Below are 26480 nucleotides of genomic sequence, written 5' to 3' on the forward strand. Positions count from 1 at the left end.
AGGCCGCCCGGGTCTCCCCGGACGGCCTCACCGAACAACGTCGAGTCTCGACGGAGGATTACTCCGGCAGGACCTCGAGCTTGATCTTCGCGACCACGTCGCGGTGCAGGCGCAGCTCCACCTCGTAGTTGCCCAGGGCCTTGATGGGCTCGGGCAGGTGGATGTGGCGGCGGTCGATGCTCTGACCCTCGGCGGCAACCGCCTCCGCGATGTCCAGCGCCGTGACGGAGCCGAACAGCTTGTCCTGATCGCCGACGCGGCGCTTGATGGCGACCTTGATGGCGCCAATCTTCTTCGCCTGCTCCTCGGCCGCGCCCTTCAGCTTGGCGTTCCGAGCGGCGATGACCGCCTTCTCGTGCTCCAACTGACGGAGGTTCTGCTCGCTGGCCAGAACCGCCTTCTTGCGGGGCAGGAGGAAGTTGCGGCCGAAGCCGTCCTTCACGGTGACGAGTTCCCCGGACTTGCCCAGGTTCTCGATGTCCTCACGCAGAATGACCTTCATGTTCAGTCTCCTGTGCGGACCGGCGGACTAGCCGACCACCGCGTTGTAGGGGAGGAGCGCGATGCCGCGGGCGCGCTTGATGGCCACCGCCACTTCGCGCTGGTGCTTGGCGCAGTTGCCGGAGATGCGGCGGGGGATGATCTTGCCGCGCTCGGTGACGAAGTACTTCAGCGTCGCCTGGTCCTTGAAGTCCACCGACGCGTTCTTCTCCGCGCAGAACCGGCAGACCTTCTTGCGGCCGAAGCCACGGCCACCGCCGCGCTTGTCGTCGTCACCACCCATACCGCCGCCGCGGTCGCCGCGATCACCACCGCGGTCACCCCGGTCACCACCACCGCGCGAACCACCACCGCCGAAGCCACCACCGCTGCGGGCGGCGGGGGCAGAGGCCGTCTTGCTATCCGTTCCGTTGCTCATGAGCGTTCTCGTATCCTGGAATGGTCTCTAACGAATGGACCCAGAAGGCCTTCAGGCCTCCTCGGACGACTCCTCGTCGGAATCGCCGCCCTGCTCCTCGGAACCCTCGGAGCGGAAGCCGCCCTCGCGCTCCGGAGAGGCACCCGGACGGGTCTCCTCGACGTCGCCAGCCAGCTTCACGTCCTCGAGCACCGGACGCGTCTCGGGGTCCACCTCGTCCGCGATCTTCACGGAGATGTAGCGGGTGACCTCGTCCAGGTTGCGGAGGTTACGCTCGATTTCCGCCACCAGCTTCGCGCCGCCCAGGAAGTGGGTGTGCACGTAGATGGCGCGGGGCTGCTTCGCCACGGGGAACAGGGTCTTCTTCTTGCCCCACACCGTGAAGCGAATGACCTTGCCACCTTCACGGGAAACGATGCCGCGGACGCGCTCCTTGAGCTTGTCCACGTTGTCGTCCGTCAGGTCCGGCTTGACCAGGAAGATGGTCTCGTACTCACGAAGCCGCGTCGCGGCCTGCGTCTCAGCCATTGTTTTCTCTCCCCTTGGGGTCGAGTGCCCTCCAGACAATCCGGAGAGCGGGGAAACGGTCAGCAGGCCAGGAGGCCCACCACCGGGGACGGGAAACCGCGCGCCCGTCTCCTTCGCGCTACGTCCCGTGTACCAACACGGGAAGCTGGAAAAGAACATCCCACCGGGTCATCCCCGATGAGGGAACGGGCCTTCTATGGGGGGCCCCGGACCAAGTCAAGCGGCCGGGCGCCCTGGCCGCCCGCCAGGGGTGCTCCAGGCCGCTCAGGCCTTCCGGTTGAACCGGTTCATGGCCACCGACAGGCCCTCGCGAATCCAGAGCTCCGCCATGTCCATGGCCCGGTCGATGAGCGCGTCCATCTCCCGGCGCTCGCCGTCGTCGAAATTGGACAGCACGTAGCCGGACACGCGCTCGCGGGCGTTGGGGCCCTCCGGCTTGCCAATGCCGAAGCGCAGGCGGATGAAGCTCTCGTCGCCCAGGCTGGAGACGATGCTCTTGAGGCCGTTGTGGCCCCCGCTGCCGCCGCCGGCCTTGAGCTGCAGCCGGCCCAGGGGCAGGTCCAGCTCATCATGGATGACGAGCACGTCCTCCACGGCCACCTTGTAGAAGCGCGCCGCCTCCGCGACGGAGCGGCCCGACAGGTTCATGAACGTCTGCGGCTCCACGAAGAGGACGCGCTCGCCCGCGAGCGTGCCCTGGCCCACCTTGGCGGCGAACTTCTCCTGGTTCAGGCTCGCGCGGGCCCGCGCCAGCAGCGCCTCCACCACCATGAACCCGATGTTGTGCCGGTGCCGCTCGTACTCGCGCCCCGGATTGCCCAGCCCGACGATGAGCTTCATGACGTGGCTCCCGAAACGAGAAACGGGGCCAGCCCCTTACCGGGCCGGCCCCGCTCCAGGAAGACAGCGGGTGACGACAGCTTACTTCTTCGCCGGCGCCTTCGCGTCCTTGGCCGGAGCCGCCTTCGCGTCCTTGGCCGGAGCCGCCGCCGCGGCAGCCGCCGCCGGACCCGCCTCAGCGGCCTCGGGCGCGCTGATGACGGCCAGGGTGTAGTTGACGTTCGTCTTCACCGACACGCCCGCGGGCAGCTTCACATCGTTGATGTGGAGCACCTCGGTGATCTTCATCGGGGTGACGTCCACCTCGATGCGCTCGGGGATGGCCGCGGGCAGCGACCAGACCTCGAGCTCACGGCGGGCCTGGGTGAGCAGACCGCCGTCCGCCACGCCCTGCGCGCGGCCGGTGAGCACCAGCGGCACGTTGACCTTCACCTGCTCGTCCGCGCGCACGTCCAGGAAGTCGGCGTGCAGGATGGCGCGGGTGACGGGCTCCATCTGGTAGTCCTTCAGGAGCACTTCACGGTCGCCGCCCGCCACCTTGATCTTGATCAGGGTGTTGAACTTGTGCGGGGTGTTGATGGCCTGGCGGACCGCCTTGGGGTCCACGGAGATGTGCACCGGCTTCTCCAGGTGCTTTCCGTAGACGACGGCGGGAATCAGGCCCTGGGCGCGCAGGCGGCGGGCAACGCCCTTGCCGGAGCCTTCACGCGGCTGGGCCTCGAGGGTGCTCGTATTGGCGGTCATGGAATCCTCACGAAAGGGACTGCGGGTGCCATCGTCGGCCCTGGCGCCCTCGGCATCCCGCCCCAGTGGCGGGCCCCGAAGACGGCGCCTGTGAAGACCTCCGATGGAGGGCCGTGCACATGCCAGCCGGACGGCTTGGAGTCAAGCCACCCGGCGGGCAGGCGTGCACCGGCTCAGACGAACAGCGAGCTGAGCGAGTCGGCGCGGTGGATGCGGGCAATGGCCTCGCCGAAGAGGCGCTCGGTGGTGAGCAGGCGGATCTTCGAGCAGGCCTGCGCCGCCGGAGACAGCGGCACCGTGTCGGTGAAGACGACCTCTTCCAGCACGGAGTCCTGGATGCGCTGGATGGCCGGGCCGGAGAGGATGGGGTGGACCGCGTAGGCCACCACCCGGCGCGCGCCCTTGGCCTTCAGCGCCGCGGCGGCCTGGGCCAGCGTTCCGGCGGTGTCCACCATGTCGTCCACCAGCACCGCGTCCTTGCCGCTCACGTCGCCAATGAGGTTCATCACCTCGGACGCGTTGGGGCGGGGACGGCGCTTGTCGATGATGGCCAGGCCCGTGTTGAGCCGCTTGGAGTACGCGCGGGCGCGCTCCACGCCGCCGGCGTCCGGCGAGACGATGACCAGCTCCTGCGACTCCGGGAAGCGCTTGCGCAGGTCCTCCAGGAACACCGGCGAGCCGTAGAGGTGGTCCGAGGGGATGTTGAAGAAGCCCTGGATCTGCCCGGCGTGCATGTCCATGGACACCACGCGCCCGGCGCCCGCGGACTCCAGCAGGTCCGCGATGAGCTTGGCGGTGATGGGCGTCCGCGGCGCCACCTTCCGGTCCTGACGGGCATACCCGTAGTACGGAATGACGGCGGTGATGGAGCCGGCGCTCGCCCGCTTGAGGGCGTCGCACATGATGAGCAACTCCATCAGGTGGTCGTTCGCCGGCGGGCAGGTCGACTGGAGGATGAAGATGTCGTGGCCGCGGACGTTCTCGCCGATCTCGACGTGTATCTCCCCGTCCGAGAAACGGCCGACCTCCGCCTTGCCCAGAGGGCGCTTGAGGTACTCGCAGATGCGATGCGCCAGGCCGGGATTCGAGTTCCCGGCGAACACCTTGAAGTCACGCGGCTGCATGGTGGGGCCGCTGACTAACCTGGACGCGGACGGAAGGAAAGAAGTCGTTAGTCGAGGTCCGCTGGCGCCGCGACAAGCATCCCGGCTTGCGCCTGATGAAGGTGTCGCTCGTACTCCATCAAGATGACGCGCTCCATTTGACTGCGCGTGTCCGCGTTGAGCGGGTGGGCAATGTCCTTGTACGTCCCATCCTTCCGCTTCTTGGCTGGCATCGCGATGAAGAGCCCGGTCGAGCCGTGAATGACCTTCAAATCGCGAATGACGAAGCAGTGGTCCAAGGTGATGGTGACGTACGCCTTGAGCTTGTCCTCTTCGACCGGAAACACCCGGACGTCGGTGATGTTCATGGTCCCCCCCCGAACCCGAAAGGTCGGAGCTGAAGGGAAGCCTGGGACATACCGGGTGTCAAATGCAAGCACGGGCGCGAGAGAGATTCGCGCCACTGTTCAATGCACCCACAGTCCGCCGTTGCGAGTGGAGGCTAGGTCAGCATTTGCGGCCAGTGCATGACCAGATGGGTCATGAACGCGAGGTGGTACACGACAATGACGGCGTACACCGCGGCCCCCAACCGGATGGCGACGCGGCTGGCGGTCAGATTCCGGTGGATGCACAGCAGCCACAAGCCGGCGTTCACGATGACGAGCTTGGAGAACATGAAGAAGAGCGGGGACTGCTCGTAGGCCACCCGCATGATGGGGTTCAGCTCCTCCGCGACTCCAAGCTGGAGGAAGAAGAGGGTGAAGAGCCCGTCCAGCAGATTCAGCGTCAGCAGCGCCACGGACGCCGGTGACAGGTAGAAGGAAGTCCTGCTGCCGCCCCACAGTTGCTCGAAAGTCGCCGCCACGCCCATCCCCCTTCGCCGGTCCGTGGCCAGAGCCTTTCAAGAGCCCTGCCAACGCCCAGAAGGGCCGCGTGCGGGCGAGGAAGCGGGCGACATCCGCCGGCGATTCGGCTATGGGGACGGCCCGTGGCGGGAAGTTGACTCCCCTGGGGTCGTGGCAGACTATCCGCGCCCCTTCCGCCCCCGGCCCGTGAGCGTTCCTTGCATCAATTCCCCAAAGATATCGGGTGGATAGAGGTCATCTGCGGCTCCATGTTCTCCGGCAAGACGGAGGAGCTGATCCGCAGGATCCAACGCGCCGTCTACGGCAAGCAGAAGGTCCAGGTCTTCAAGCCGCGCATCGACAACCGCTACGACGACTCCGCGGTGGTGAGCCACTCGCAGCAGAAGGTGCTGTCCACGGCCATCGAACGGGCTGAAGAGATTTTTTACAGGCTTGCACCGGACACGCAGGTGGTGGGCATCGACGAGGTGCAGTTCTTCGGTTCAGAAGTCGTCGCCGTGGTGGAGGCGCTGGCCAACAAGGGCCTGCGCGTCATCTGCGCGGGGCTGGACCAGGACTACCAGGGGCGGCCCTTCGAGCCGATGCCCCAGTTGATGGCGGTGTCGGAGTACGTGACGAAGGAGCTGGCCATCTGCGTGGTGTGTGGGAATCCGGCCAATCGCTCCCAGCGCATCGTGTCCAGTGGCGAGCGGGTGGTGGTGGGCGCCGCGGGCGCGTACGAGCCGCGCTGCCGCAAGTGTCACGTGGCGGAACCGGCGGAGGGCACGCCGCCGCAGACGCTGGAGCTGTTCGACTGAGCGGGAGCTGAACGAATGCGCGACACCCTGTACTCGAACGTTCCCTTCAAGCTGAACGAGATGACCCACCACTATGGGCCTCACGTCCACCTGGTGGGAAATCCCTTTCTCCTGACGCAGCTCGCGACGCTGTGTTCGAAGGGCGTCATCCAGCCGCAGATCAACCGGCTGGTGGAGACGCTGTACGTCGACCTGGTGAAGACGGTGCTCAACGCGGAGTTCCCGCGCAAGAATGTGAGCCTGCCCACCCGGATGATCGACTCCACGCCGCAGGGGCTCTACCAGGGCGAGGTCATCGACCCGCAGGTGCGCGTGGTGACGGTGAACATCGCCCGTGCGGGCACGCTGCCGTCGCAGGTGACGTACGACCTGATGAACGCCACGCTGGACCCCACGGTGGTGCGGCAGGACCACATCATCATGAGCCGGATGATTGACGCCGCCGAGGCGGTGGTGGGCTCGGAGATTGGCGGCGCCAAGATTGGCGGCGACGTGGATGACGCCTTCGTGCTCTTCCCCGACCCCATGGGGGCCACGGGCGGCAGCCTGTCCACGGCGATTTCGCTCTACAAGAAGAAGGTGCCGGGCACGCCCCGGCGCATCATCACCTTGAACCTCATCGTCACGCCGGAGTACCTGCGGAAGATGACCACGGACCATCCGGACGTCATCATCTACGCGCTCCGGTTGGACCGGGGCCTGTCCCCGCCGGAGGTGTTCGGCACCGAGCCAGGCGCGCTCTGGGAGAAGGAGCGGGGCCTGGATGACCGGCAGTACATCGTCCCCGGAGGCGGCGGCTTCGGGGAGATCATGAACAACGCGTACGTGTAACGGAGGAATCCTTGGCGTTCTACGAGCAGGAAGTCGGAGTCCTGATTCCCGAGGACAAGTTGCAGGCGCGCGTGCGCGAGCTCGCGGCGGAGATTACCCGTGACTACGCGGGCAAGGACCTGACGCTCATCTGCGTGCTGAAGGGTTCGGCGTTCTTCGCCATCGACCTGGCGAAGTACATCGACCTGCCGGTGAAGCTCGAGTTCCTCGGCGTGTCCAGCTACCACGGTGGCACCGAGTCCACGGGCGAGGTGCGCATCACCACCGATGTCAGCAAGCCCATGGCCGGCAAGCACCTGCTCGTCATCGAGGACATCATCGACACCGGGCTCACCATGCAGTTCCTGCTGGAGAACCTGCGCGCCCGGCACCCCGCGTCGCTGAAGGTGTGCTCGCTCCTGGAGAAGCCCGCGCGCGCCCGGACGAAGGTGGACATCGACTACAAGGGCTTCGTCATCGAAGACCTCTTCGTCGTCGGCTACGGGCTCGACTTCGATGAGATCTACCGGAACATCCCGTTCATCGGCGTGATGAAGAACAAGTAGTCCCTTCGTCGGTGCGGGCGCCGCCCACTGTGCGCGGCGCCCCACCAGGCGGGGATTACTTCAGCGGGCAGACGGTGCCACCAGGCGTCGGGCAGCGGCGCTCCACGCCGTCGCACCGGATGGAGCAACTCGTCCACTCCATGCAGACCTGCGTCGTCGTCGGGCACCGGAGGATGGTGCTGCTCCCCGGGCAGCGGAGCGTGAAGTCCGCGCACGGTCCGGGCGGCGGAGGCTGCTGGCAGTAGGTGTACTGGCCATCACAGACGACGTAGTTGCTCTCGGATGAGCAGGCGTTGCCCGTACAGCTAATGGCCGAGCCGCCCGTGCTCGAACAGCTATTGGTGCAGGTGTGCAGCTCCGCGGTGCTCTGGCCCAGGTCCTCGGCGGCCACGTCGGGCGCCGGAGCGTCCACGGGGCCACAGGCACCGAGCATCAGCATCGCCGTCACGGCGAGCAGCAGGCTTCCAGTCTTCATGGTGGGGTGTCCTTTCCGGTGGGGGGACTGGAGGCGTTACATGAGGGGGCAGAGGTCGGCGAAGTCGCAGCGAACCTCGACGCCGTCACAGTCGAGCGAGCACGTCGTGTACATCCCGCACGTCTGCGTGCCGGAGGGACACCGGATGAAGCTGCCATTGGGACACATGTGCTTGAGCGCGCCGCAGTTGTTCAGCGCCGCCTCGCTCTGGCCCAGGTCGGCGTCTGCTTCCGGCGCGTCCACGGGTCCACATCCAACCCCAGCCAGCAGCGTCGTCACAGCGAGCAGCAATCGTGCAGCCTTCATGACAAGTCCTTTCGGTGGGAACGGCTTGTTCAGGCTGTCTCGCTTGATTTGGAATGTCAAAGAAGGCCCGGCTCAGGATGCCAGGGTTGGCCGAGCGTCGCAGGCCGTGCGCGGGGGCGGCCCAGGGGGCATGGGCGCCGCTTGTGTGTTGTCGTCGCCACACTCATGCACAGCATGCCTGGAAGAATGCACTGAGGCGTGGCGATGGGCCGCGCGGAGCGAGGCTGAGCATGGATGCATCCAGGGACAGGGCCGCGCTGGCCAGGGCGGGCAACCACGGCAACACCGAGGCCGTCCGGAAGTACGTTGCGGAGTTCATCGGGACGTTCGTCCTGGTGCTGGGCGGCGTCGGAGCGGCCGTGCTGGCGGGGGACCACATCGGCTTCCAGGGTGTGGCGCTTGCCTTTGGCTTGTCACTGCTGGCCATGGTGTACGTGATTGGCCCCATCTCCGGCTGTCACGTGAATCCGGCGGTGACGCTGGGCTTGCTGCTCTCGGGGAAGATGGAGGGCAAGGACGCGGTCGGTTACGTGGCGGCGCAGTGCCTGGGGGCCATCCTGGGCGCGGGCGTGGTGCTGCTCATCGCGCGGGGGATGCCCGGTGGGTACTCGGTGGCGGCGCAGGGACTCGCGACCAACGGCTATGGCGCCGCCTCGCCGGATGGCTTTGGCATGGGGGCGGCCTTCCTCACCGAGGTGGTGCTCACCTTCCTGCTCGTCCTCACGGTGCTGGGCTCGACGGATGCGCGCGCGCCGGTGGGCTTCGCGGGGTTGGCCATTGGTCTGGTGCTGGCGCTCATCCACCTGGTGGGCATTCCGGTGACGAACACGTCCGTGAATCCGGCGCGCAGCCTGGGGCCGGCGCTTTTCGCGGGGGCGGTGCCGCTGAGCCAGTTGTGGCTGTTCATCGTGGCGCCGCTGCTCGGTGGAGCCACGGCGGCGGCGGTGTACCGCACGGTGTTCCGGCCGTCCGTGCCCATCAGCGCGGAGGAGGCGGAGCGGGCGCTGCGGCGCGAGCGTGAGGCGCGAATCGCTGACGAGCGCGCCGGGACGCGGGCGCCGGTCTGAGTCAGCGAGTTCCATGGTGCGCGGCGCTCCGGCGGGTTAGCGTGAGAGGAACTCTCTCGCCTCCGCTGGAACCGCCACCATGCTCTTTGACCTGACGCGCCTCACGGCCTACTTCGTGGCGGTGCTCGCGCTCATCCTGACGCCGGGGCCGGACACGATGCTCGTGCTGGCCCGGAGCCTGGGGCAGGGGCGCAAGGCGGGCATCGTCTCCGCGCTGGGGATTTGCGCCGGGTGCCAGTTCCACATCGCGGCGGCGGCGCTCGGGCTGTCCGCGCTGTTGGCGACGTCCGCCCTGGCCTTCTCCGTGGTGAAGTGGGTGGGCGCGGCCTATCTGGTGTGGATGGGCGTGCAGATGCTGCGCGCGCCGGACACCGGGCCCGAGGTGGTGAAGGCGCTCCCCCCCAAGGGCCTGTTGCGCATCTTCCGGGACGGTGTCGTCACCAACGTGCTGAACCCGAAGGTGGCCGTGTTCTTCCTGTCCTTCCTGCCGCAGTTCGTGGTCGCCGCCGAGGGCTCGACGGGGCTCCAGTTCCTGGGGCTCGGGTTGATGTTCTCCGTCACGGGGACGCTGTGGCTGATGGTGCTGGCGGCCACTGCGGGGACGTTCGGCGGTTGGATGCGGCGCAATCCCCGCGTGGAGGCCTGGCAGAAGCGCGTTACCGGAGGCGTCTTCGTGGCGCTGGGGGCGCGGCTGGCGTTGCAGCGCCAGGATTAGGCGACGAGCGTCTTGATGACGAGGTAGAGCACGTAGAGCGCCCACGGCACGGCGGCCAGCAGCCCGAGCATTCCGAGCAGGCCGGCCCACACGGGGTAGCCCTTGCGCCACGGCAGGAGCAGGAAGGTTCCGCCGGCGAGCGCGGGCAGGGGCAGGAGGTTGAGCGCGGCCATCTTCGCGTTCATCAGGCCCCAGGCGCGGAGGAACTCCCCATGCTGAATCAGCGCCAGGAGGCGCTCCACGCGGCCTGGGAGCAGCGAGAGCTCGAAGGGCAGGGTGAAGCCGCTGACGAAGTGGTGCAGGGCCTGTGAGGGGCCCAGGCAGACCATGGCGATGGCGACGGGGAAGGCCCAGGGCAGGAGGATGACGGCAGCGTGCTGCGCCGGGGAGAGGGCGAGCAGCCTGTCCTGGGCCGGAGCGCCGTCCTGGGCGGGTTCGCTGAAGCTCACCGAGCTGGCGCCGGGGATGGGGCGGAAGGCGCAGAGGATGCCGCCCAGGCGGCCGGAGAACAGGGTGGGGCCGAAGCCGAGGACGACGGCCACGGGACGCGCACCGAGCGTGCTGGCCACGGCGGCCTGCGCCAGCGCCCAGAGGACGGTGACGGCGAAGAAGAGCATCCAGAGCCAGAAGAGTTGGGTCAGGCGGTCCATGCGATGCGTCCCTGTCTACCATGACCCGGGGTGGCATCTCGGCAGGCGAGGGGCTCCAACGGTGTGGAGGTGGGCGCCGCGTCTCTGGTAGGCATCCAGGCCGAGGAACTCATGGCCTACGGCATCGCGAATCACCTCTGGATTCATGGGAGCCCGGACCGGGCCAGGGTCCGGCAGTGGATGGACGCCGCGTTGGGGACGTCGTTCGGGGAGAATCCTCGGAGCGACATCGTCGTCGCGGACGTCTTCCAGTTCGGGCTGGCGCTGACGCTCATCGACGTGCAGGTGCTCGGAGCCCCGCGCGTCGTCGAAGGCGAGGCGGGGGCTGGGGCGGCCGAGGAGAAGGATGCGTTCCTGACCCGGGTCGCCATCCTGGCGAAGGAAGCGGGCTTCAAGAACACGCGGGTGTGGATGTCCGACGTGGGCACCATTGCGTGGGAGCTGGAGTTCCAGGGCGATGAAGGTGTGCCCATGGGTGCGAAGCGGGAGGACGAGGCGCTGCGCACGCTGTGGCCGGATGGGTGGTCCGTAGACCCGCTGGCACCAGTGTTTGCGCGCGAGGTCATCCGGAGCATCGTCAAGCTGCCGTTGGAAGAGGTCCACCACTACATCGACTGGGCGGTGAGTTGCCGCAGCGCGATGGCGGCGGGGACGCCGGTGGAGGGCTTCAACCTCACCCGTGCCACGAGGCTGCTGGCTACGCACTACCTGGTCTGGAAGGGGAAGGTGCTACCGAAGCCGACGCCGGTGAGCGAGATGGCGCCGAAACTGGGCAGGGCCCGGCGGATGCGCAGGGCCGCGACTTTGGTGCCCGCAGCGCGCGTCTGGGGACTGGTCCTGCTGGTGGCCTTCGTGGTGCCTGCCGTGCTGTACCGCTTCATCTTTGCCCCTCCGGTAGAGAGCCCCGTGAAGGGTTTTGTTCTCAGCGGGGTGATGACACTGGTCTGGGCCCTGTTTGCCCTGGCGCGGTTTGATGACTTCCAGGGGCGGCCCGTGCGCCTGCCTTGGAGGGTGGCGCTGTTCGTGGGGGGGCAGCTCGCGGTGGGGGTGCTGATGTGGTGGCTTCATGGGATGCCTCGCTGACGAGGCATCCTGTGAATGAAGCTGACAGCACTCCGCCATCGGCGGCGAGCTTGCTGGGCAGATGCTTGACGGGAACGCAGGCGCATCGAGCCCATTGAGGCCCGGTTCGCTGAGGCGCCCGAATAGACAGACGCCATGCGCCAGCGGCTTCAATCAAGCCAGCCGTCTAGCCACGGTAGCCTGTTTTCGCGCCAGGCCGTTCCAGCACATGAGCCCGGTAGGCCTTCAGTGCCGGCAAGTCGTCGTGCAATTGCTCCATTAGACTTGCAAAGTAGAGCACGCCACCGAGCACCACATCGGCTGCGGAGAAGGTGTTGCCGACGATGAAGTCGCGACCCTTCAGTCGCGCTTCGAGTACTGCTGCCACTGTCTGGAAGCGCTTGCTGGCGCGGGTGACGGCCGCCGTGGATCGCTCTGCCTCGGGGAGGAAGCGAGTGTGCTGGGCAATGGTGACGAGCTGGGGTTCCATCTCGGTCATCGCGAAGAGGATCCACTGGTAGTACTCCCCGCGCTCGTAGGTGCCCACCGGCGGCGCCAACTTCTTCTCGGGGTACTTGTCCGCCAACTGCATGATGATGGCGGCGGATTCGAAGAGGGGCCCGCCATCGTCTTCGATGGCTGGCAATGCGCCCAGGGGATGCACCTTCAGGTAGTCGGGGTGCTTGTGTTCGCCCTTCAGCATGTCCACCGGCGACAGGTCATAGGGAATGCCCAACTCTTCAAGCATCCAGCGGACTCGCGTGGCACGGGACTGCTGAAAGAAATAGAGCTTCATTGCTGACCCCCTGAATGCGTGACGCCGCAGGGCCAGTTTTCCTCCCTTCAGGGGGCGTCAGGCAAGGTGGGCGCCGTAGGGCCTTTCGTACGAGTGCGTTATGGTTCCTAGGCCCGATATGGACGCCATCCCTGCCTCTGAACCCCTGCGCGATTTGATTGAAGCCCACGGTGTTGCGTGTTCTGAGGAAGGGGAGTGGTTGCGCCTGGGTAAAACCGGCCCACGCGCTCGCGCCTGGTACGTACATCCGGAGGGAACGGACCCTGAGCGGCTCGTTCAGTTGGACGTGGAAGTTGAACTGTGGGCGGGCCGGATTCTGGGGGAGTCGTCCGTGGGGATGGGGGCGTCGCCCATCGAAGCCCGCCAGAGCGCGTACCAGAGCTTTGCCTCGGGCTCGCTGCACGTGCTGCTGGGCGCCTTACTCAATGCTCCTTGCGAGCACATGACGGTGGAGGAGTGGACCGTCGGCGGCATTCCTCGCCGTGTGTTCCTGGGGCAAGTCGTGGCGCGCACCATGGGCGAGGCGGAGGCTCCGCAGCCTGAGTGGTTCGATTCACTCAAAAGTGCCGTGGCGTCGTTGCCGCTGATGCCAGGAACCCACTGGCTGCGGATCTACTTCGCCCAGCGCGATGCGGAGGTCATGAAGCTCGAGTGCCTCCTCGACAACGAAGAGTGGCCTGAGCTGCAACGTGCCCTCTCGGAGGCGCCTTGGCCCCGGACTCAGGGGTTCGTCAGCCATCGTCTGTTCCTGCTCCTTCGGGGCGGTGTCGACGTGAGCCAAGTCGTGGCGAAGTTCGTCGAGCCTCCGAATCGGGACTTTGACGAGATCTGTGATGAACTCCGCGCCGAGGGGGTGTCGGCGCTCGAGTCGGACAAACTGGTGTCCTATGTCCCCGAAGCCTTTGGCTTCGTCATGGCCTCGGACTTGGGCGCGAAGCTCCCATCGTCAGCGGAATTTGTTCCGTGGGAGGGGCCGGGATTCCATGAAGCCTTGCTGGCGCAAGAGCCGCTCTGGCAGGAGTCGGTCCGGCAAGCGAGGCTCGCGACTTCGGGAAAGACGCTCACGGGCGATCAACTCATGTCCGTCGCGGGGCGCAGTGCCATTCTGAATGCACTCAATTCGAGTCTGCACGCTGGGGTCGAACCGAAGGACCTGAAGTTCACCTCGTTGCGCGTGGTGCTCTCCCCAGAAGGAATGAAGGCAATGGAGCAAGAAGCCGCGGCTCGCGCCCCTGCGACTCCTCCCATTCAGACGCCAGAGGAGGGGACTCCCGCACCGCCGAAACGCCCCTGGTGGAAGTTCTGGTGAACCCACCGCGCGCTGACCTCAACCGGGGCGCCTGAAGCCGCGCCCCGGGACACAGCGCACAGCCGCTCAGAACGCAGCGTCGAGCACAACGTCGGTCGCCGCACCAACCCCCACGGCCACCTGGTACGAGGACACGCGGCGCTCGAAGAAGTTCGTGAGTTCCTGCACGTCTTGCAGGTCCATGAAGTGCAGCGGGTTCTTCGTGCCGAACACCGGCGACATGCCCAACTGCTGGAGGCGCTGGTCGGCCACGTACTCCAGGTAGCCGCGCATGTCCTGCACGGACAGGCCCACCACGCCGCCGCTCAGCAGGTCCTGCGCGAACTGCGTCTCGCAGTCCACCGCCTCGCGGAGCATCGCCACCACGTCGCGCTCCATCTGCGCGTCGAAGAGGTCCGGCTCCTCCTTGCGAGCCACCTGGATGGACTCGAAGGCGAACGCCATGTGCGCGCTCTCGTCGCGGAACACCCAGTTGGTGCCCGCCGCCAGGCCGTTCAACAGGCCCTTGCTGCGCAGAAAGTACACGTAGGCGAAGGCCGCGAAGAAGAAGAGGCCCTCGATGCAGCCCGCGAAGCAGATGAGGTTCAGCAGGAACTGACGCCGGTGCGCCTTCGTCTGCAGCGTGTCCATCCCCTGAATGCTGTCCATCCACTTCATGCAGAACTGGGCTTTCCGCTGGATGGACGGGATGTTGTCCACCGCCGCGAAGGCCTTCGCCCGCTCGGCCGGGTCCGGCACGTACGTGTCCAGCAACGTCAGGTAGAACTGGACGTGCAGCGCCTCCTCGTAGAGCTGGCGCGACAGGTACATCCGCGCCTCGGGCGCGTTCAGGTGCTTGTAGAGGTTCAGCACCAGATTGTTGCCGACGATGCTGTCTCCCGTCGCGAAGAACGCCACCAGCCGGTGGATGAGGTGGCGCTCCGCGTCCGTCATCTTCGAGCGCAGGTCCACCAGGTCCGTGGAGAAGTCCACCTCCTCCACGGTCCAGGTGTTCTTGATGGCGTTCCGGTACATCTCGAAGAACTGCGGATACGCCATCGGGCGCAGCGTGAGATTCAGGCCAGGGTTCAACAGCATTGCTTCCGTACTCCTCGCGCTGCGGCGCGGTGATTCAGCTCAATCGTTCTAAGGCGAAACGTCCGGGGCCTACTGGCAGGCCTCGCACGCCTCGGGGTTCTCCAGCGAGCAGGCCACCGCCTCGGCCTCGGTCGCCTTCGCCACCGGGGCAGGGGCCGCCTGCGCCACGCTGGCGCCGCCACCCGCGCCCACCGTCGCCTTGGCGATGCGCGTCGCCGGCCGCGAGCGGAGGTAGTAGGTCGTCTTCAGACCCTTCTGCCACGCGTAGAAGTACATCGAGGAGAGCTTGCCGATGTTCGGCGTCTCCACGAACAGGTTCAGCGACTGGCTCTGGTCGATGAACGCCCCGCGGTCCGCGCCCATGTCCAGCAGCGAGCGCATCGGCAGCTCCCACGCCGTGCGGTACACCGCGCGCAGGTTCTCCGGCAGCTCGGTGATGTCCTGCACGCTGCCCTCCGCCATCTTGATGCGGTTGCGGACGTTCTCGTTCCACAGCCCCAGCGCTTGGAGGTCGCGTACCAGGTAGCGGTTCACCTGGAGGAAGTCACCCGACAGCGTCTCGCGCTTGAACAGGTTGGACACCTGCGGCTCGATGCACTCGTAGCAGCCCACGATGGAGGCAATCGTCGCCGTGGGGGCAATGGCAATCATCAGCGAGTTGCGCAGGCCGTGCTTCATGATGCGCTGGCGCAGCGCGTCCCAGCGCGCCATGTCCGTGGGCACCACGCCCCAGTGGTCGAACTGGAGCTCGCCCTTCGCCGCCCGCGTCTCCGGGAAGGAGGTGTGCGCGCCGTACTGCTCGGCCATCTCGCAGGAGGTCGTCAGCGCCGCGAAGTAGATCTCCTCCGAAATCTGCTTGGACAGCTCGCGCGCCTCGGGCGCGTCGAAGGCCAGCTTGAGCTGGAAGAAGACGTCCTGGAGCCCCATCAGGCCCAGGCCCACCGGGCGCCAGCGCTGGTTGGACGAAGCCGCCGTGGGAATGGGGTAGTAGTTGAGGTCGATGACCCGGTCGAGCTGACGCATGGCCAACTGGGCGTTGGCGCGCAGGCGCTCGAAGTCGAACTTCCCGTCCTTCACCATCCGGCCCAGGTTCAGCGAGCCCAGGTTGCACACCGCCGTCTCACCCTGGCTCGTCACCTCCAGGATTTCGGTGCACAGGTTGGACAGGTGGATGACGTTGCCGTCCTTGCCCGTCTGGTTGCTCTTGCGGTTGCTGATGTCCTTGAAGGTCATCCAGCCGTTGCCCGTCTGCGCCAGGCTCTTCATCATCCGGGCGTAGAGGTCACGCGCCTTCACCTTGCGCATGGCCAGGCCGTCCGCCTCGGCCTTCGCGTAGGCCTGCTCGAAGGCGTCGCCGTAGAGGTCCGTGAAGTGGGGGACCGTCTTGGGGTCGAACAGGCTCCAGTCGCCGTCCGCCTCCACGCGCTTCATGAAGAGGTCCGGCACCCAGTTGGCCAGGTTCAGGTTGTGCGTGCGGCGCGCGTCGTCGCCGGTGTTCTCACGCAGCTCGAGGAAGTCCTCGATGTCCGCGTGCCACGTCTCCAGGTACACGCAGCACGCGCCCTTGCGCTTGCCGCCCTGGTTCACCGCCGCCACGGAGGCGTCCAGCGTCTTCAGCCAGGGGACGATGCCGTTGGAGTGCCCGTTGGTGGACTTGATGAGCGAGCCGCGCGCGCGCACCCGGTGGTACGCCACGCCGATGCCGCCGGAGAACTTCGACAGCATCGCGATGTCCGAGTACTTCTTGTAGATGGCGTCCAGCTCGTCCGCGGGCGAGTCCAGGAGGAAGCAGCTCGAGAGCTGCTCGTGTCGCGTGCCCGAGTTGAACAGGGTGGGGGAGCTGGGCAGGTACTCCAGCGAGCTGAACAGCCGGTACAGCTCGATGGCCTCGTTCACGTTGTCGCCGCTGAGCGCGCTGGCCACGCGGAGGAAGAACTCCTGCGGCGTCTCCAGCACCTCGCGCGTCTGCGGGTTCTTCAGCAGGTACCGGTCGTAGACGGTGCGCAGGCCGAAGTACTCGAAGAGGTCGTTGCGCGTCGGGTCGATGGCCGCGTTGAGCTTGCGCGCGTTGGCCTGGACGAACTGGAGCAGCCGGTCCGCGATGAGCCCGTGCTTGTGGCCCGCCGCGATGGACTGGCTGAAGGAGTGGATGTCCTGGTTGCTGACCTCCTTCTGGATGAAGGTGGCCAACAGGCGCGCGGAGAGGCGGCCGTACTCGGGCTCCTCGACGATGAGCGCCGCCGCCGTCTGGATGGAGAGGCTGTCCAGCTCGCGCGTGGTGGCGCCGTCATACAGGCCGGAGATGGTCTTCGTGGCCACGCGCATCGCGTCCACGCGGGGCAGGCCCGCGCAGGAGCGGCCCACGGCGCGGACAATCTTGTTGAGGTCGACCGTCTCCGCGCCGCCGTTGCGCTTGCGCACGCGCATCGACGTGGCGCCGAAGTCACCCCCGTCGTCTCGGAGACCGGAGCGGCCGAGACGGCGGTGCCGGCCTGCGCGGTCGTCGTCGGCGTGGGGCTGCCGGAGGTGACGGGCGGGACGGACATGTTGGCGGCGGGCTTCACGGGCGTATCGAAGTTCACGAGCGGCTCACTCCAGACAAAAGCAGGGCGCTTCGGACAGACACGAGGCCTGTCCAGGGAAGCGGACTTCCCCACCACGTTACTGGAAAATTGTTCAGGTAGAACCCGTTCCGGGCGGAGCGGGCTAGCGGTCGGAAACGACGGTGTAACTGGGGGGATTTATGGGCCAAACCGATGCTGTGCGCAAGAAACCCACAATCCCTCCTCTTCCCCGTCGTCCAGCCACATCGGCTGGTGGGGTGCCATCGACCAGCCACAAGCTATGGGGGGGTACCCAGCCTGTCAACGCGAGATCTAGTGTTTGCTCCGGCATGCGCCGTGCAATCTATGATCGATCTCCAACACACTTTCCGCGTCACACGTTGAACACTCGGTTGTCACACGCAGGGACGTGGAGTGTGGGCCCTCTGGAATCCACCGTGGACGGTCAGAAAGCGCCCGAAGGAGGCGGTTGGATCACACCTCCCGCATCCGTTCCGGTGGTCCCCTGGGCGGGTTCGTCCAGGGCCTTGCCCGTCGTCTCGGGCTGGGGCGTGGGGGCCTCTGGCGCGGGCTGAGGCGCGGCGGGAGCGGCCTGCTGGGGCTCGGCGGGGGTGGGCTGCCGCGGCGCGGCCTGGGGCCCGCTGAGGCTGTGCACGGCCCGGCGCAGGGCTTCCTCCAGGTCACGGGCGGGTGGCGACACGGCGGTCAGCATCTGGTTGGCGCTGCGCGCGTTGCGGCTCTGGCTCTCCGCGGCGAGCTTGAGCTGGGTGAGGGCCTCGCTGACCAGCCGGCGGGCGTCCTCCAGCTTCTGCCGGGCCTGGTAGTAGGCCACGTCCACCATGTGCTTCTGGAGCGTCAGTCGCTGCTCCTCGGTGATGCCGGAGAGCTTCTCCGCCCGGCGGAGGTAGTAGAGGCCCTGGTCCACGCGGGCCGGCTCATCCGACGCGATGCGCGGCCGGGCCAGGGACTCCAGGACGGGGAACAGGGCCTGGTCCAGCTCGTCCCGGTCGGTGAACTTGCGCGTGAGGAGGGTGGAGACGTCCTGGCCCTCGATGGCGATGGGGGCATAGGCGTCCGCCAGCCGCGGGTCCCCGGTGCGGTAGGGCAGGGCGCCCATGGGGGCGTTGCGGCCCTTCATGACGACGAGCTGCCCGTCCTGGAGCGCCAGGGTGAAGGTGCGGGCGTTGAGCTGGGACAGCAGGAAGACGACGACGCCGCCCAGGCCCAGGATGAGAGTGAAGACGAGCAACCGCGTGAAGGTGCGCCTCGCCCGATAGCCGAATCCCTGTTGTGCGTTTCCGTTCATGTCGCCTGCCCTCCTGACGTGCGAGCGCGAAGCCGATTTCCGGCTCCGGCGCTTAACTTGGGGCTCGCGTGCCCGGGGGTATACTCCCACTCCCGAACACACCGATGCACCACACATTCCGCCGCTTGGGGCCCAGTGAGCTGTTGCCCCGCTACATCTTCGCGGAGAGCCTCTTCGCCCGTCGACGGGTTTTGGAAGTCGATGCCGTGGCCTCCACCGGGGGCGAGAGCGCACGCTTCCTCGTGGAGCGAGGTGCGCGCGCGGTCGTGTCGTGCGACAGGGATGTAGCGGCGGTGGAGGCGGCGCAAAAGGCGCACGGCGGTCCCAACCTGCGGTTCCGGGCCAACGTCTACGACGATTTCGAGTCCGGCAGCTTCGACGTGGTGCTCATCGCGGACCTGGCGCCCTATGTGAAGGCACCGGAGCTGCTCGCGGAGCTGGCGCGGCTGGTGACGCGGCAGGGCTTCCTGCTGGGCGGTCTGCGCAACGTCGCCGGGCTCGCGCTGCCCCAGTTGCTGGAGGCCGAGGAGACGGTGCCGCCCACCTATGGGCAGCTCCTGGACGCGCTGTCGGTCCACTTCGGGCAGGTGGAGGTGGCCACGCAGTCGCCGGTGCTGGGTTACCAGCTCGCCTTCGAACGGGGCGAGGGGCTTCAAGTCGATGGCACGCTCGTGCATCACAGCGAGGCCGCGTACTTCCTGGTGGTGGCGGGGCAGGAGCCCTCGCGCGTGGTGGACCCCACGTGGGTGCAGCTCCCGCCGGAGCCGCTGGCCTTCACCCGGGGCAAGCTCGACGAGGTGGTGGCGCGCGCGAAGTCCTGGGAGGAGCGCAGTGGCCGACTGAAGGAGGCGCTGACGAAGCTCCGCGCGGAGCTGACGGACCGGGAGGCGGAGGCGGTCTCGTTGCGGCCGGCGTTGGAGACGGCGCGCGACGATGTGGCCCGGCTCACGGCGCAGTTGGAGCAGTCGCGCGGCAGTGAGCAGGCGCAGCGCGAGCGGGATGACCTGTCCGGGAAGCTGCGGCGGCGCGAGCTGGAGCTCCAGGTGGCGCAGGAGCGGCTGGCCGATGTGGACCGGCGGCTCGCGGCGCAGCGCTTGGAGGTCGAGGCCGCGCAGCGGGCGCAGGCGGACGCGGGCGTGCAGTTGCTCTCGGCGCAGGAGTCGCTCCGGCTGGAGCGCGCGCGGCGGGAGGAGACGGCGACCTCATTGGAGGAGGCTCGCGAGCGGCTGACGCAGGCGTACGCGCAGGTGCGGGATCTCCAGGAGGAGCAGGGCACGCTGCGCATCGAGCGCGAGCGGGACCGGCTGGCGGCCGAGCGCGCCGTGGAGCAATCCGAGGACCGTCGCCGCGCCGCGGAGGCCGCGAGGGACCGGGAGCTTCGCATCGCCGAGCAGTACTCGGCGGCGCTGGCGGCCGTGGAGCATCTGAAGGCGGAGGCGGCTCGGGCGGAGGACCTGTCTCGCGACGCGGGGGCCGCGGTCTCCGTGAAGGACGCGGAGCTGGCGCGTACGGCGCGCGAGCTGGCGGATGCCCGGCAGCGGACGGCTTCGGCGGAAGGGGCTCGCAAGGAGACGGAGTCGCGCCTGGAGGCGCTCCTGTCGGAGGTCCGCGGCCTGGAGACGGAGCTGGCCGCGGCTCGCGAGGCGCAGGCTCGGCTGGGGCAGGACGTGGAGGCACTGACGCGTGCGGAGTCGGCCGCTCGGGCCACGGCGCAGAAGTGGGAGGAGTCGCTTCACGAGGCCACCCAGCGGCTGGACGTGCTGGAGGCGGAGCGCGCGCGGACCGAGGCGCGGCTTGGACAGGCGCTGGAGACGGAGCGCGCGGAGCTTCAGGCCCGGCTGGCCACGCTGGAGCGTGAGCTGGAGGAGGAGCGGGCTCGCGCGGCGGCGCTGGAGCAGCAGGTACTCGATGGGGTCTCCGCGAAGGCGGAGGTCGAGGCTCGGTTCCAGGCGGCAGATTCCTCCAAGGTCGAGGCCGAGTCGCGGGTTCGAGCGCTGGAGCAGCAGGTCCAGGAGTCTGCTTCCTTTAAGGAGGAGGTTGAAGGCCGGCTGCGGGCGTTGGAGGCGCAGCTCCAGGAGGCTGTTTCCGCCAGGGACGCGGTCGAGGCTCAACGACAGGTGCTGGCGCAGCAGCTTCTGGAGGCAGGCTCCGCGAAGGCGGAGGTCGAGACGCGGCTCCTGTCATTGGAGCAGCAGGTCCTCGATGGCGTCTCCGCCAAGGGTGAGGTCGAGGCCCAGCGGCAGGCACTGGAAGAGGAGCGCGGCGCGCTGGTCCGGCGTGTGGTGGAGCTGGAGGCGGAGGCCTCCTCGAACGCACGCGCGGGGCGGCAGGCCTTGGAGCGCGCGGCGGAGTTGGAGTCCTCGCTCCAGGCTGTTGGGGCCGAATTGGAGTCCGCTCATGGTGAGTGGCAGGCCTCGGAAGAGCAGCTCGGACAGGTGCGTGAGGAGCTGGACTCCGAACGCGAGGCCCGGGCCGCTGTCGAGGAAGCACTGCGGCTCGCCCGTGGGAAGCTGGAGAGCGCGGCACAGCGGCTGACGGATGCCGAGGCCACCCTCGCGCAGACCCGCGAGGCGTTGGACGCGGAGGTTCAGCGGCGCACCGAGTTGGAGACGGCTCTCGCGGATGCGCGGGCGTCGCTGGAGTCCGAGCAGGAAGGGCGCGTCCAGTCGGGCAGTGCCCTGGAGACGCTGCGCGCGCAGTTGGACGCGGAGCGGGAGCGGCGTGGCGGCGCCGAGACGGCGCTGGCGGAGACCCGGTCGGGTCTGGAAGAGGCGCGTCAGGCGCTGTCGCAGGTTCGTGAGGCTCTGGCCGCCGAGGAGGAGCGTCGCGCTCGGTGGGAGGCCGCGCTCGCTGATGCGCAGTCGCAGCTCCAAGCCGAGGGACAGCATCGCGCTCAGGTGGAGGCCGCGCTGGCTTCGGCGCAGGCCCTCCACTCGGAGGAGTCGCTGCGACGCACGGAGGTCGAGGCCGCGCTGGCTTCGGCGCAGGCCCTCTATTCGGAGGAGTCGCAGCGGCGTACGGACGTCGAGGCCGCGCTGGCTTCGGTGCGGGCCCTCCACTCAGAGGAGTCGCAGCGGCGTACGGACGTCGAGGGCGCGCTGGCTTCGGCTCAGGCCCTCCACTCAGAGGAGTCGCGGCGCCGCGCGGAGGTCGAGGCCGCTTTGGCTTCGGCGCAGGCCCTCCACTCAGAGGAGTTGCAGCGACGCGCGGAGATCGAGGCCGCGCTCGCGGATTCCGAAGCACGGTTTACGGACGCGTCGCGGCGGCGTGAGGATGTCGAGTCGGCGCTCGCGGCAGCCGAGGCCCGTTTCACAGATGTGTCGCAGCGGCGTGAGGGCGTCGAGTCAGCGCTCTCAGAAGCCGAGGCACGGTTCACGGACGCGTCGAGGCGGCGCGAGGAAGTCGAGTTGGCGCTCGCGGCGGCCGAGGCCCGGTTCACTGAAGAGGCTCGGCGGCATGAGGCTGCGCTGACGGCGGCCGAGGCGCGGCATCTCGAGGAGACGCAACGACGGGAGGCGGTGGAAGCTTCGCTGTCGGCCGTCGAGGCCCGCCACGCTGAACAGGCCCAGCGGCGCGAAGCCGTGGAGTCGGTCCTCTCGACGATTGAGGCTCGCCATCTAGAGGAGGTGCGCCGACGTGAGGATGTGGCGTCCCTGCTCGCGGAGGCCGAAGCCCGGCATCTGGAGGAGACGCGGCGTCGCGAGGACGTCGAGTCGGCGCTCACGACGGCGGAGACGCACCAGCGCGAGGAGGCCCAGCGGCGCGCCGAACTGGAGACGGCGCTCTCCGAGGCGCTGGCTCAGCACGCCTCGGAAGCGGAGACGCGGGCTCAGACGGAGGCCGCGCTCGCCGCTGCCCGGCGCCAGCATGAGGAGGTGCTGGCGGAGCTGTCCGAGGCTCGCGAGCGATTCTCCTCTGAACGTGAGCACCGAGAAAGTCTGGTCGCGGAGCTCACCGCGATGCGGGAGCGTGCCTTCGGGGCGGATGAGGTCGTCACCCGACTCCAGGCCGAAACGGCCACGGAGCGAGAGGCTCGCACGCGGCTTGAATCGTCGCTGTCACTCGCGCAGGCCGAGCTTCAGACGGAACGCACCGCGCGCGCGGAACTCGATGAGGCGCTCACCGCCGAGCGTTCGGCCCGAGCCCACCTGGATGCGTCGCTCGTCGTCGCGCAGCAGGACTTGGAGGCCGAACGGCAGGGCCGTGGAGACGGTGAAGCGGCGCTGACTCGCGTCCAGGCGCAATTGGGGACCGAGCAGTCCGCTCGTGCCGAAGCCGAGGCCACCCTGGCGCAGCTCCGCGCGGCGCTCGACGCCGAGCAGCGGGCTCGTGCGGAGGCCGAGGCCGCGCTGGTCCAGTCCCGCTCGGCATTCGAGGCGGAGCAACAGACGCGGGCCGAGGTCGGGAACGCGCTGGCTCGGCTCCAAGAGGAGGCGGCCCGTGTTCATGCGGAGGCCTCCGAGAGGGACCAGGCGCGGCAGGAACGTCTGTCGGCCGCCGAGCGCGTGATGGCCGAGCAGGAACGCGCCCTGGAGTCGCAGCGCGTGGCGGCGGAGGCTCGCGAGCAGGAGCTTCGCGAGGCTGTCTCGCGGCTCGAGTCCGAGCGGACCTGGATGGAAGGCGCGGCTCAGGAGCAGCGTACGGCGCTGGAGGCCCGGCTCGCGGAGACGCGTTCCGCGCAGGAGTCGGACGCGGCACGTGCCGTGGCGCTGGCCCAGTCGCTCTCCGAATTGGAGCAGGCTCGGAGCGCCGCGGACACGCAGCTCGCCGAGCGTGCTGGAATCATCGATGCGCTGGAAACTCAGGTTGCCGGGCTTCGAGCGGACGGGGAGGCGGGGGCGGCGCAACATGCGGAAGCGCTGGCCGAGGCGCGTGAGGCCCTGTCTCGGCTGGAAACGGCTTCGCAGGAGCGGATGGCGGAGCTCCAGCGCGAGCTAGACGTCGCGCTCGCTCGCGCCGGGCAGTCGCAGGGCGAACTGGAGGCGCTTGCCGCGGACCGGGAGCAGAGCCGGTCGGCGCTGGCCGCTGCGCAGCAGGAGCTGACCCACCTGGCGGTCGCGCGGCAGGAGAACATGCGCCTGGGGACGCAGCTTCAGCGCGCCATGGCGGCCGTGAACGAGCGGGGGATGCACATCGCCCGGCTCGATGCGGAGTTGGTGGACGCGCAGGACCGGCTCGCCGCGCAGCGCGAGAATGCCGAGCTGCTCATGGTGCAGCTCGAGACGGCGCGCCGGTTCGCGGGTAAGGCCACCGCGATGGAGAACTCGCTCGAAGCGGAGCGCGCGGTGCTGGAGACGCTGCGCTCTGAACTGGCGCGGGCGACTGAGTCCGTCACCGCGGAGCAGGCTCGGGCGAACGCGCTGGAGGCCCAGCTCGCGGAGTCGACGGCGGGGCTGACTCACGCTCGGACCGAGATGGAGGCCCAACTCGCGGACGTCACATCCCGCGCGGAGAGCCAGCGCGCCGCGCTCGAAGGTCAGCTCGCGGAGGCCCAGTCGCGCTCCGAGGCTGAGCGCGCCACCCTCGAAGGGCAGCTTGCGGAGGTCCAGTCTCGGCTGGATGCCGAACGTGCGGCGCTCGAAGGACAGCTCACGGAGGTTCAGTCTCGCGCGGAGACCGAGCGTGCCGCGCTCGGAGACCAGCTCACTGCATTCCAGTCGCGCGCCGAAGCAGCCCGCGCCGCGCTCGAAGCGCAGCTCACCGAGGTGACCGCCCGCTCCGAGGCGCAGCGTTCCGAGGCGGATCGCCTCGCCGCTGAACGCACGGCGCTGGAGCAGCAGCTCACGGATGCGGAGGCCCGGCTCGTTGACGGCACTGCGCGGACCGACGCGCAGCGTGCCGACCTGGAGTCTCGCCTTGCCGAGGTCACGGCCCAGTTTGATGCCGCGCGTGCCGAAACCTCGGCCCGGCTGGCTGACGCCACCACTCAGGCCGAAGTGCAGCGCACCGAGCTTGAGGCTCGCCTGACGGAGGTCTCCACTCAGTCTGAAGCGAATCGCGCCGAACTGGAGGCCCGTCTCGCCGAGGTCACCACCGAGGCCGAGGCACAGCGCACCGAACTGGAGGCCCGTCTCGCCGAGGTCACCACCGAGGCCGAGGCACAGCGCACCGAACTGGAGGTCCGTCTCGCCGAACTCACGGCCCAGGCCGAAGCGGAGCGCAATGCGCTGACCTCGCGCCTCGCCGAAGCCAGCGACCGCGCCTCCCAGCTCGCCGATGCCGCGGCCCGGGCCGAGGCCGACAGCGCCTCGCGAGGCGCCCACCTCGCAGAACTCACGGCCCAGCTCGAGACCCTGCGCGCCAACCTGGAATCCGCCTCCGCCGAGCGCGCCGCGCTCCACGCCGCCCAGGACAAGCTCGCGCGCGCCGACTCCGACCGGGAGCGTCTCCAGTCCGACCTCACCGTGGCCCGTGCCGCCCGGGTCCGCCTCGAAGGCCGCGTCACGGCCCTCGAAACCGCCTCGACCGAAGCCGTCCGCATCCTCGATGCGGAGCGCGCGGAGCGCACGCGGCTCGCCCAGTCGCTCGAAGCCGCCACCCAGCAGCTCCAGCAGCGCGAAGGTGGCGCCGCCAGCCAGCTCTCGGCCTTCCAGTCCGAGCGCGCCCAGCTCGACACGCAACTCCAGGGCCTCAACGCCCAGCTCCAAGAGCAGCAGGACCGACTCGCGGCCTTCCAGTCCGAGCGCGCCCAGCTCGAAGCGCAACTCCAGGGCCTCAACGCCCAGCTCCAAGAGCAGCAGGACCGCCTGAGCGCCGTGGACGCGGAGCGCACCGCGCTGCTCGCCACCGTGGAGTCGCTCAAGGCCTCCTCCCAGCCCGAGGCCGTGCTGGAGATGGCCGCGGAGATGGAACTCCTCCAGTCCCTGGTCGAAGACCTCCAGCAGAAGCTCGCGGACCACGAGGCGGAGCGGGCCGCCGCCCAGCGAGACGACGGCGCCGAATCCGTCCGCAACGCGATGTCCAGCCGCCCCGCGGCCACCCCGGCACCGGCCGCCCGGCCTCCGGCAAGGCCCCCGCGCGCGGCGATTCCCGCCCTGGACCTGCCGCCTCAGCGGCCCTCCGTGAAGCCGGACGAGCGCGAGTAGCCGCTCGCGACTAGGATTGCGTCCGTGGAAGCTCGCGAGCGCATCTTCAAGTACCAGGGCCTGGGCAATGACTTCGTCGTGCTGGACCGTCGAGGCTCCGGCGAGGACATCGACGCCGCCGCGTCGCGGTGGATGTGCGACCGCCGCCTGGGCATTGGCGGCGACGGCGTCCTGTCGCTGTTGCCCTCGGACCGAGGCGTTGCCCGGATGGTCGTGCACAACGCGGACGGCAGCATCGCGGAGATGTGCGGCAACGGCCTGCGCTGCGCGGTGAAGTACCTGGTGGACACCTCGGGCACGACGCCGGGCCACATCGACGTGGAGACGGGCGCGGGCGTGCTCACCTGCTTCCCCTCGTATGGCGAGGGCGGGGTGGTGGGCGTGGACATCTCCATGGGCCCCGCCCGGCTGGTCGCGCCCAACCTGCCTTCGGGCGCCACGGGTCAGCCTTTCCTGGACGCCTTCGTGCCGGGCCACCCGCCGCTGCGCGCCTACGCGGTGAGCATGGGCAACCCCCACATGGTCCTCCTGGACCAGCCGCTGGAGGACGCATCGCGGATGGGCCCCCTCCTGGAGGTCCACCCGTCCTGGCCGGACCGCACCAACGTGGAGTTCGTCCGCGTGGACTCGGACGGACTCACCGTGGTTGTCTGGGAGCGGGGCTGCGGCTTGACGCAGGCCTGTGGCACGGGGGCGTGTGCGTCCGCGGTGGCGGCGGTGCTCGCAAAGCGGCTCCCGGCGGATGCCTGGCTGCGCGTCACCCTGCCGGGGGCGACCTGCGCATCCGCGTCCCCGCCGACCTGTCCGACATCCGCCTCCGTGGACCGGTGGCCTTTGTCTTCGAGGGCGTTGTCGCGGTTCCCTCGGGCCGGTAACCTCCCGCGTTCCTCTC

Annotated in this window: 22 protein-coding genes and 2 pseudogenes; 9 read left to right on the forward strand and 15 right to left on the reverse strand. The window is 68.5% G+C overall.

Annotated elements, in window-relative coordinates:
* Positions 1 to 58: 58 nt before the first annotated feature.
* From rplI to A176_RS08795, 8 genes are all read right to left on the reverse strand, one after another.
* On the reverse strand, positions 59 to 502 hold the full coding sequence (rplI, locus tag A176_RS08760) for a 50S ribosomal protein L9 (protein WP_002634154.1): 444 nt from the start codon (positions 500 to 502) through the stop codon (positions 59 to 61).
* A gap of 27 nt (positions 503 to 529) precedes the next feature.
* Complete coding sequence (gene rpsR, locus A176_RS08765; RefSeq protein WP_044890634.1) at positions 530 to 919, reverse strand: 30S ribosomal protein S18; 390 nt, start codon at positions 917 to 919, stop codon at positions 530 to 532.
* 51 nt (positions 920 to 970) lie between these two features.
* Positions 971 to 1447 (reverse strand): 30S ribosomal protein S6, encoded by a 477-nt coding sequence (gene rpsF / locus A176_RS08770; RefSeq protein ID WP_002634156.1) that lies wholly within the window; start codon positions 1445 to 1447, stop codon positions 971 to 973.
* A 264-nt stretch (positions 1448 to 1711) separates the two neighbouring features.
* Positions 1712 to 2287, reverse strand: coding sequence for an aminoacyl-tRNA hydrolase (pth, locus tag A176_RS08775; RefSeq protein ID WP_002634157.1), 576 nt, complete (start codon positions 2285 to 2287; stop codon positions 1712 to 1714).
* Between the two features lie 81 nt (positions 2288 to 2368).
* Complete coding sequence (locus A176_RS08780; protein ID WP_002634158.1) at positions 2369 to 3031, reverse strand: 50S ribosomal protein L25/general stress protein Ctc; 663 nt, start codon at positions 3029 to 3031, stop codon at positions 2369 to 2371.
* A gap of 173 nt (positions 3032 to 3204) precedes the next feature.
* Entirely contained in the window at positions 3205 to 4155 is a 951-nt protein-coding gene (locus tag A176_RS08785) for a ribose-phosphate pyrophosphokinase (RefSeq protein ID WP_002634159.1), read from the reverse strand.
* A 47-nt stretch (positions 4156 to 4202) separates the two neighbouring features.
* Positions 4203 to 4502 (reverse strand): septation regulator SpoVG, encoded by a 300-nt coding sequence (spoVG, locus tag A176_RS08790; RefSeq protein WP_002634160.1) that lies wholly within the window; start codon positions 4500 to 4502, stop codon positions 4203 to 4205.
* Between the two features lie 134 nt (positions 4503 to 4636).
* Positions 4637 to 5008 carry a DUF5658 family protein gene (locus A176_RS08795; RefSeq protein ID WP_002634161.1) on the reverse strand — a complete coding sequence of 124 codons (372 nt, stop codon included), beginning with the start codon at positions 5006 to 5008 and terminating at the stop codon, positions 4637 to 4639.
* 192 nt (positions 5009 to 5200) lie between these two features.
* On the opposite strand from A176_RS08795, the gene A176_RS08800 reads away from it, so the two are divergent.
* From A176_RS08800 to hpt, 3 genes are read left to right on the forward strand one after another with little or no spacing between them, the layout of a single operon-like run.
* Complete coding sequence (locus A176_RS08800; RefSeq protein WP_044890632.1) at positions 5201 to 5800, forward strand: thymidine kinase; 600 nt, start codon at positions 5201 to 5203, stop codon at positions 5798 to 5800.
* A 15-nt stretch (positions 5801 to 5815) separates the two neighbouring features.
* Positions 5816 to 6631, forward strand: coding sequence for a uracil phosphoribosyltransferase (locus A176_RS08805; protein ID WP_002634163.1), 816 nt, complete (start codon positions 5816 to 5818; stop codon positions 6629 to 6631).
* Between the two features lie 11 nt (positions 6632 to 6642).
* Positions 6643 to 7176, forward strand: a complete 534-nt coding sequence (gene hpt, locus A176_RS08810; protein WP_002634164.1) for a hypoxanthine phosphoribosyltransferase — start codon at positions 6643 to 6645, stop codon at positions 7174 to 7176.
* Between the two features lie 55 nt (positions 7177 to 7231).
* Here hpt and A176_RS08815 read toward each other — a convergent pair whose 3' ends face one another.
* Positions 7232 to 7651, reverse strand: a complete 420-nt coding sequence (locus A176_RS08815; protein ID WP_002634165.1) for a hypothetical protein — start codon at positions 7649 to 7651, stop codon at positions 7232 to 7234.
* Positions 7652 to 7687: 36 nt separating this feature from the next.
* Positions 7688 to 7957 carry a hypothetical protein gene (locus A176_RS08820; protein ID WP_063787444.1) on the reverse strand — a complete coding sequence of 90 codons (270 nt, stop codon included), beginning with the start codon at positions 7955 to 7957 and terminating at the stop codon, positions 7688 to 7690.
* 230 nt (positions 7958 to 8187) lie between these two features.
* Between A176_RS08820 and aqpZ the strand changes: the two genes are divergently transcribed.
* Positions 8188 to 9024, forward strand: coding sequence for an aquaporin Z (gene aqpZ / locus A176_RS08825; RefSeq protein ID WP_002634167.1), 837 nt, complete (start codon positions 8188 to 8190; stop codon positions 9022 to 9024).
* Between the two features lie 79 nt (positions 9025 to 9103).
* A complete protein-coding gene (locus tag A176_RS08830) occupies positions 9104 to 9739 on the forward strand; it encodes a LysE family translocator (RefSeq protein ID WP_002634168.1) in 636 nt (211 codons plus the stop codon).
* Here A176_RS08830 and A176_RS08835 read toward each other — a convergent pair.
* Entirely contained in the window at positions 9736 to 10389 is a 654-nt protein-coding gene (locus tag A176_RS08835) for a hypothetical protein (RefSeq protein WP_002634169.1), read from the reverse strand. The two genes, A176_RS08830 and A176_RS08835, sit on opposite strands and share 4 nt — an antisense overlap.
* Before the next feature lie 30 nt (positions 10390 to 10419).
* Between A176_RS08835 and A176_RS08840 the strand changes: the two genes are divergently transcribed.
* Positions 10420 to 11472 (forward strand): hypothetical protein, encoded by a 1053-nt coding sequence (locus tag A176_RS08840; protein WP_193409894.1) that lies wholly within the window; start codon positions 10420 to 10422, stop codon positions 11470 to 11472.
* Between the two features lie 166 nt (positions 11473 to 11638).
* Here A176_RS08840 and A176_RS08845 read toward each other — a convergent pair whose 3' ends face one another.
* Complete coding sequence (locus A176_RS08845; protein WP_044890631.1) at positions 11639 to 12247, reverse strand: glutathione S-transferase family protein; 609 nt, start codon at positions 12245 to 12247, stop codon at positions 11639 to 11641.
* Positions 12248 to 12365: 118 nt separating this feature from the next.
* Between A176_RS08845 and A176_RS08850 the strand changes: the two genes are divergently transcribed.
* Positions 12366 to 13556, forward strand: a complete 1191-nt coding sequence (locus A176_RS08850) for a DUF6348 family protein (protein ID WP_021781473.1) — start codon at positions 12366 to 12368, stop codon at positions 13554 to 13556.
* 66 nt (positions 13557 to 13622) lie between these two features.
* Here A176_RS08850 and A176_RS08855 read toward each other — a convergent pair whose 3' ends face one another.
* From A176_RS08855 to A176_RS08865, 3 genes and pseudogenes are all read right to left on the reverse strand, one after another.
* A complete protein-coding gene (locus tag A176_RS08855; protein WP_002634173.1) occupies positions 13623 to 14633 on the reverse strand; it encodes a ribonucleotide-diphosphate reductase subunit beta in 1011 nt (336 codons plus the stop codon).
* 69 nt (positions 14634 to 14702) lie between these two features.
* Positions 14703 to 17215, reverse strand: a pseudogene (locus A176_RS08860) (ribonucleoside-diphosphate reductase subunit alpha).
* A gap of 427 nt (positions 17216 to 17642) precedes the next feature.
* The gene (locus A176_RS08865; RefSeq protein WP_002634175.1) at positions 17643 to 18503 is read right to left on the reverse strand and encodes a hypothetical protein; all 861 of its coding nucleotides are present in this window, start codon (positions 18501 to 18503) and stop codon (positions 17643 to 17645) included.
* A 104-nt stretch (positions 18504 to 18607) separates the two neighbouring features.
* Here A176_RS08865 and A176_RS08870 point away from each other — a divergent pair, with 104 nt between their 5' ends.
* Together A176_RS08870 and dapF are read left to right on the forward strand one after the other, a co-directional pair.
* Entirely contained in the window at positions 18608 to 25588 is a 6981-nt protein-coding gene (locus A176_RS08870) for a methyltransferase domain-containing protein (RefSeq protein ID WP_044890628.1), read from the forward strand.
* A gap of 24 nt (positions 25589 to 25612) precedes the next feature.
* Positions 25613 to 26463, forward strand: a pseudogene (dapF, locus tag A176_RS37845) (diaminopimelate epimerase).
* Positions 26464 to 26480: the final 17 nt, after the last annotated feature.

This window comes from Myxococcus hansupus, assembly GCF_000280925.3.
GTDB lineage: Bacteria > Myxococcota > Myxococcia > Myxococcales > Myxococcaceae > Myxococcus > Myxococcus hansupus.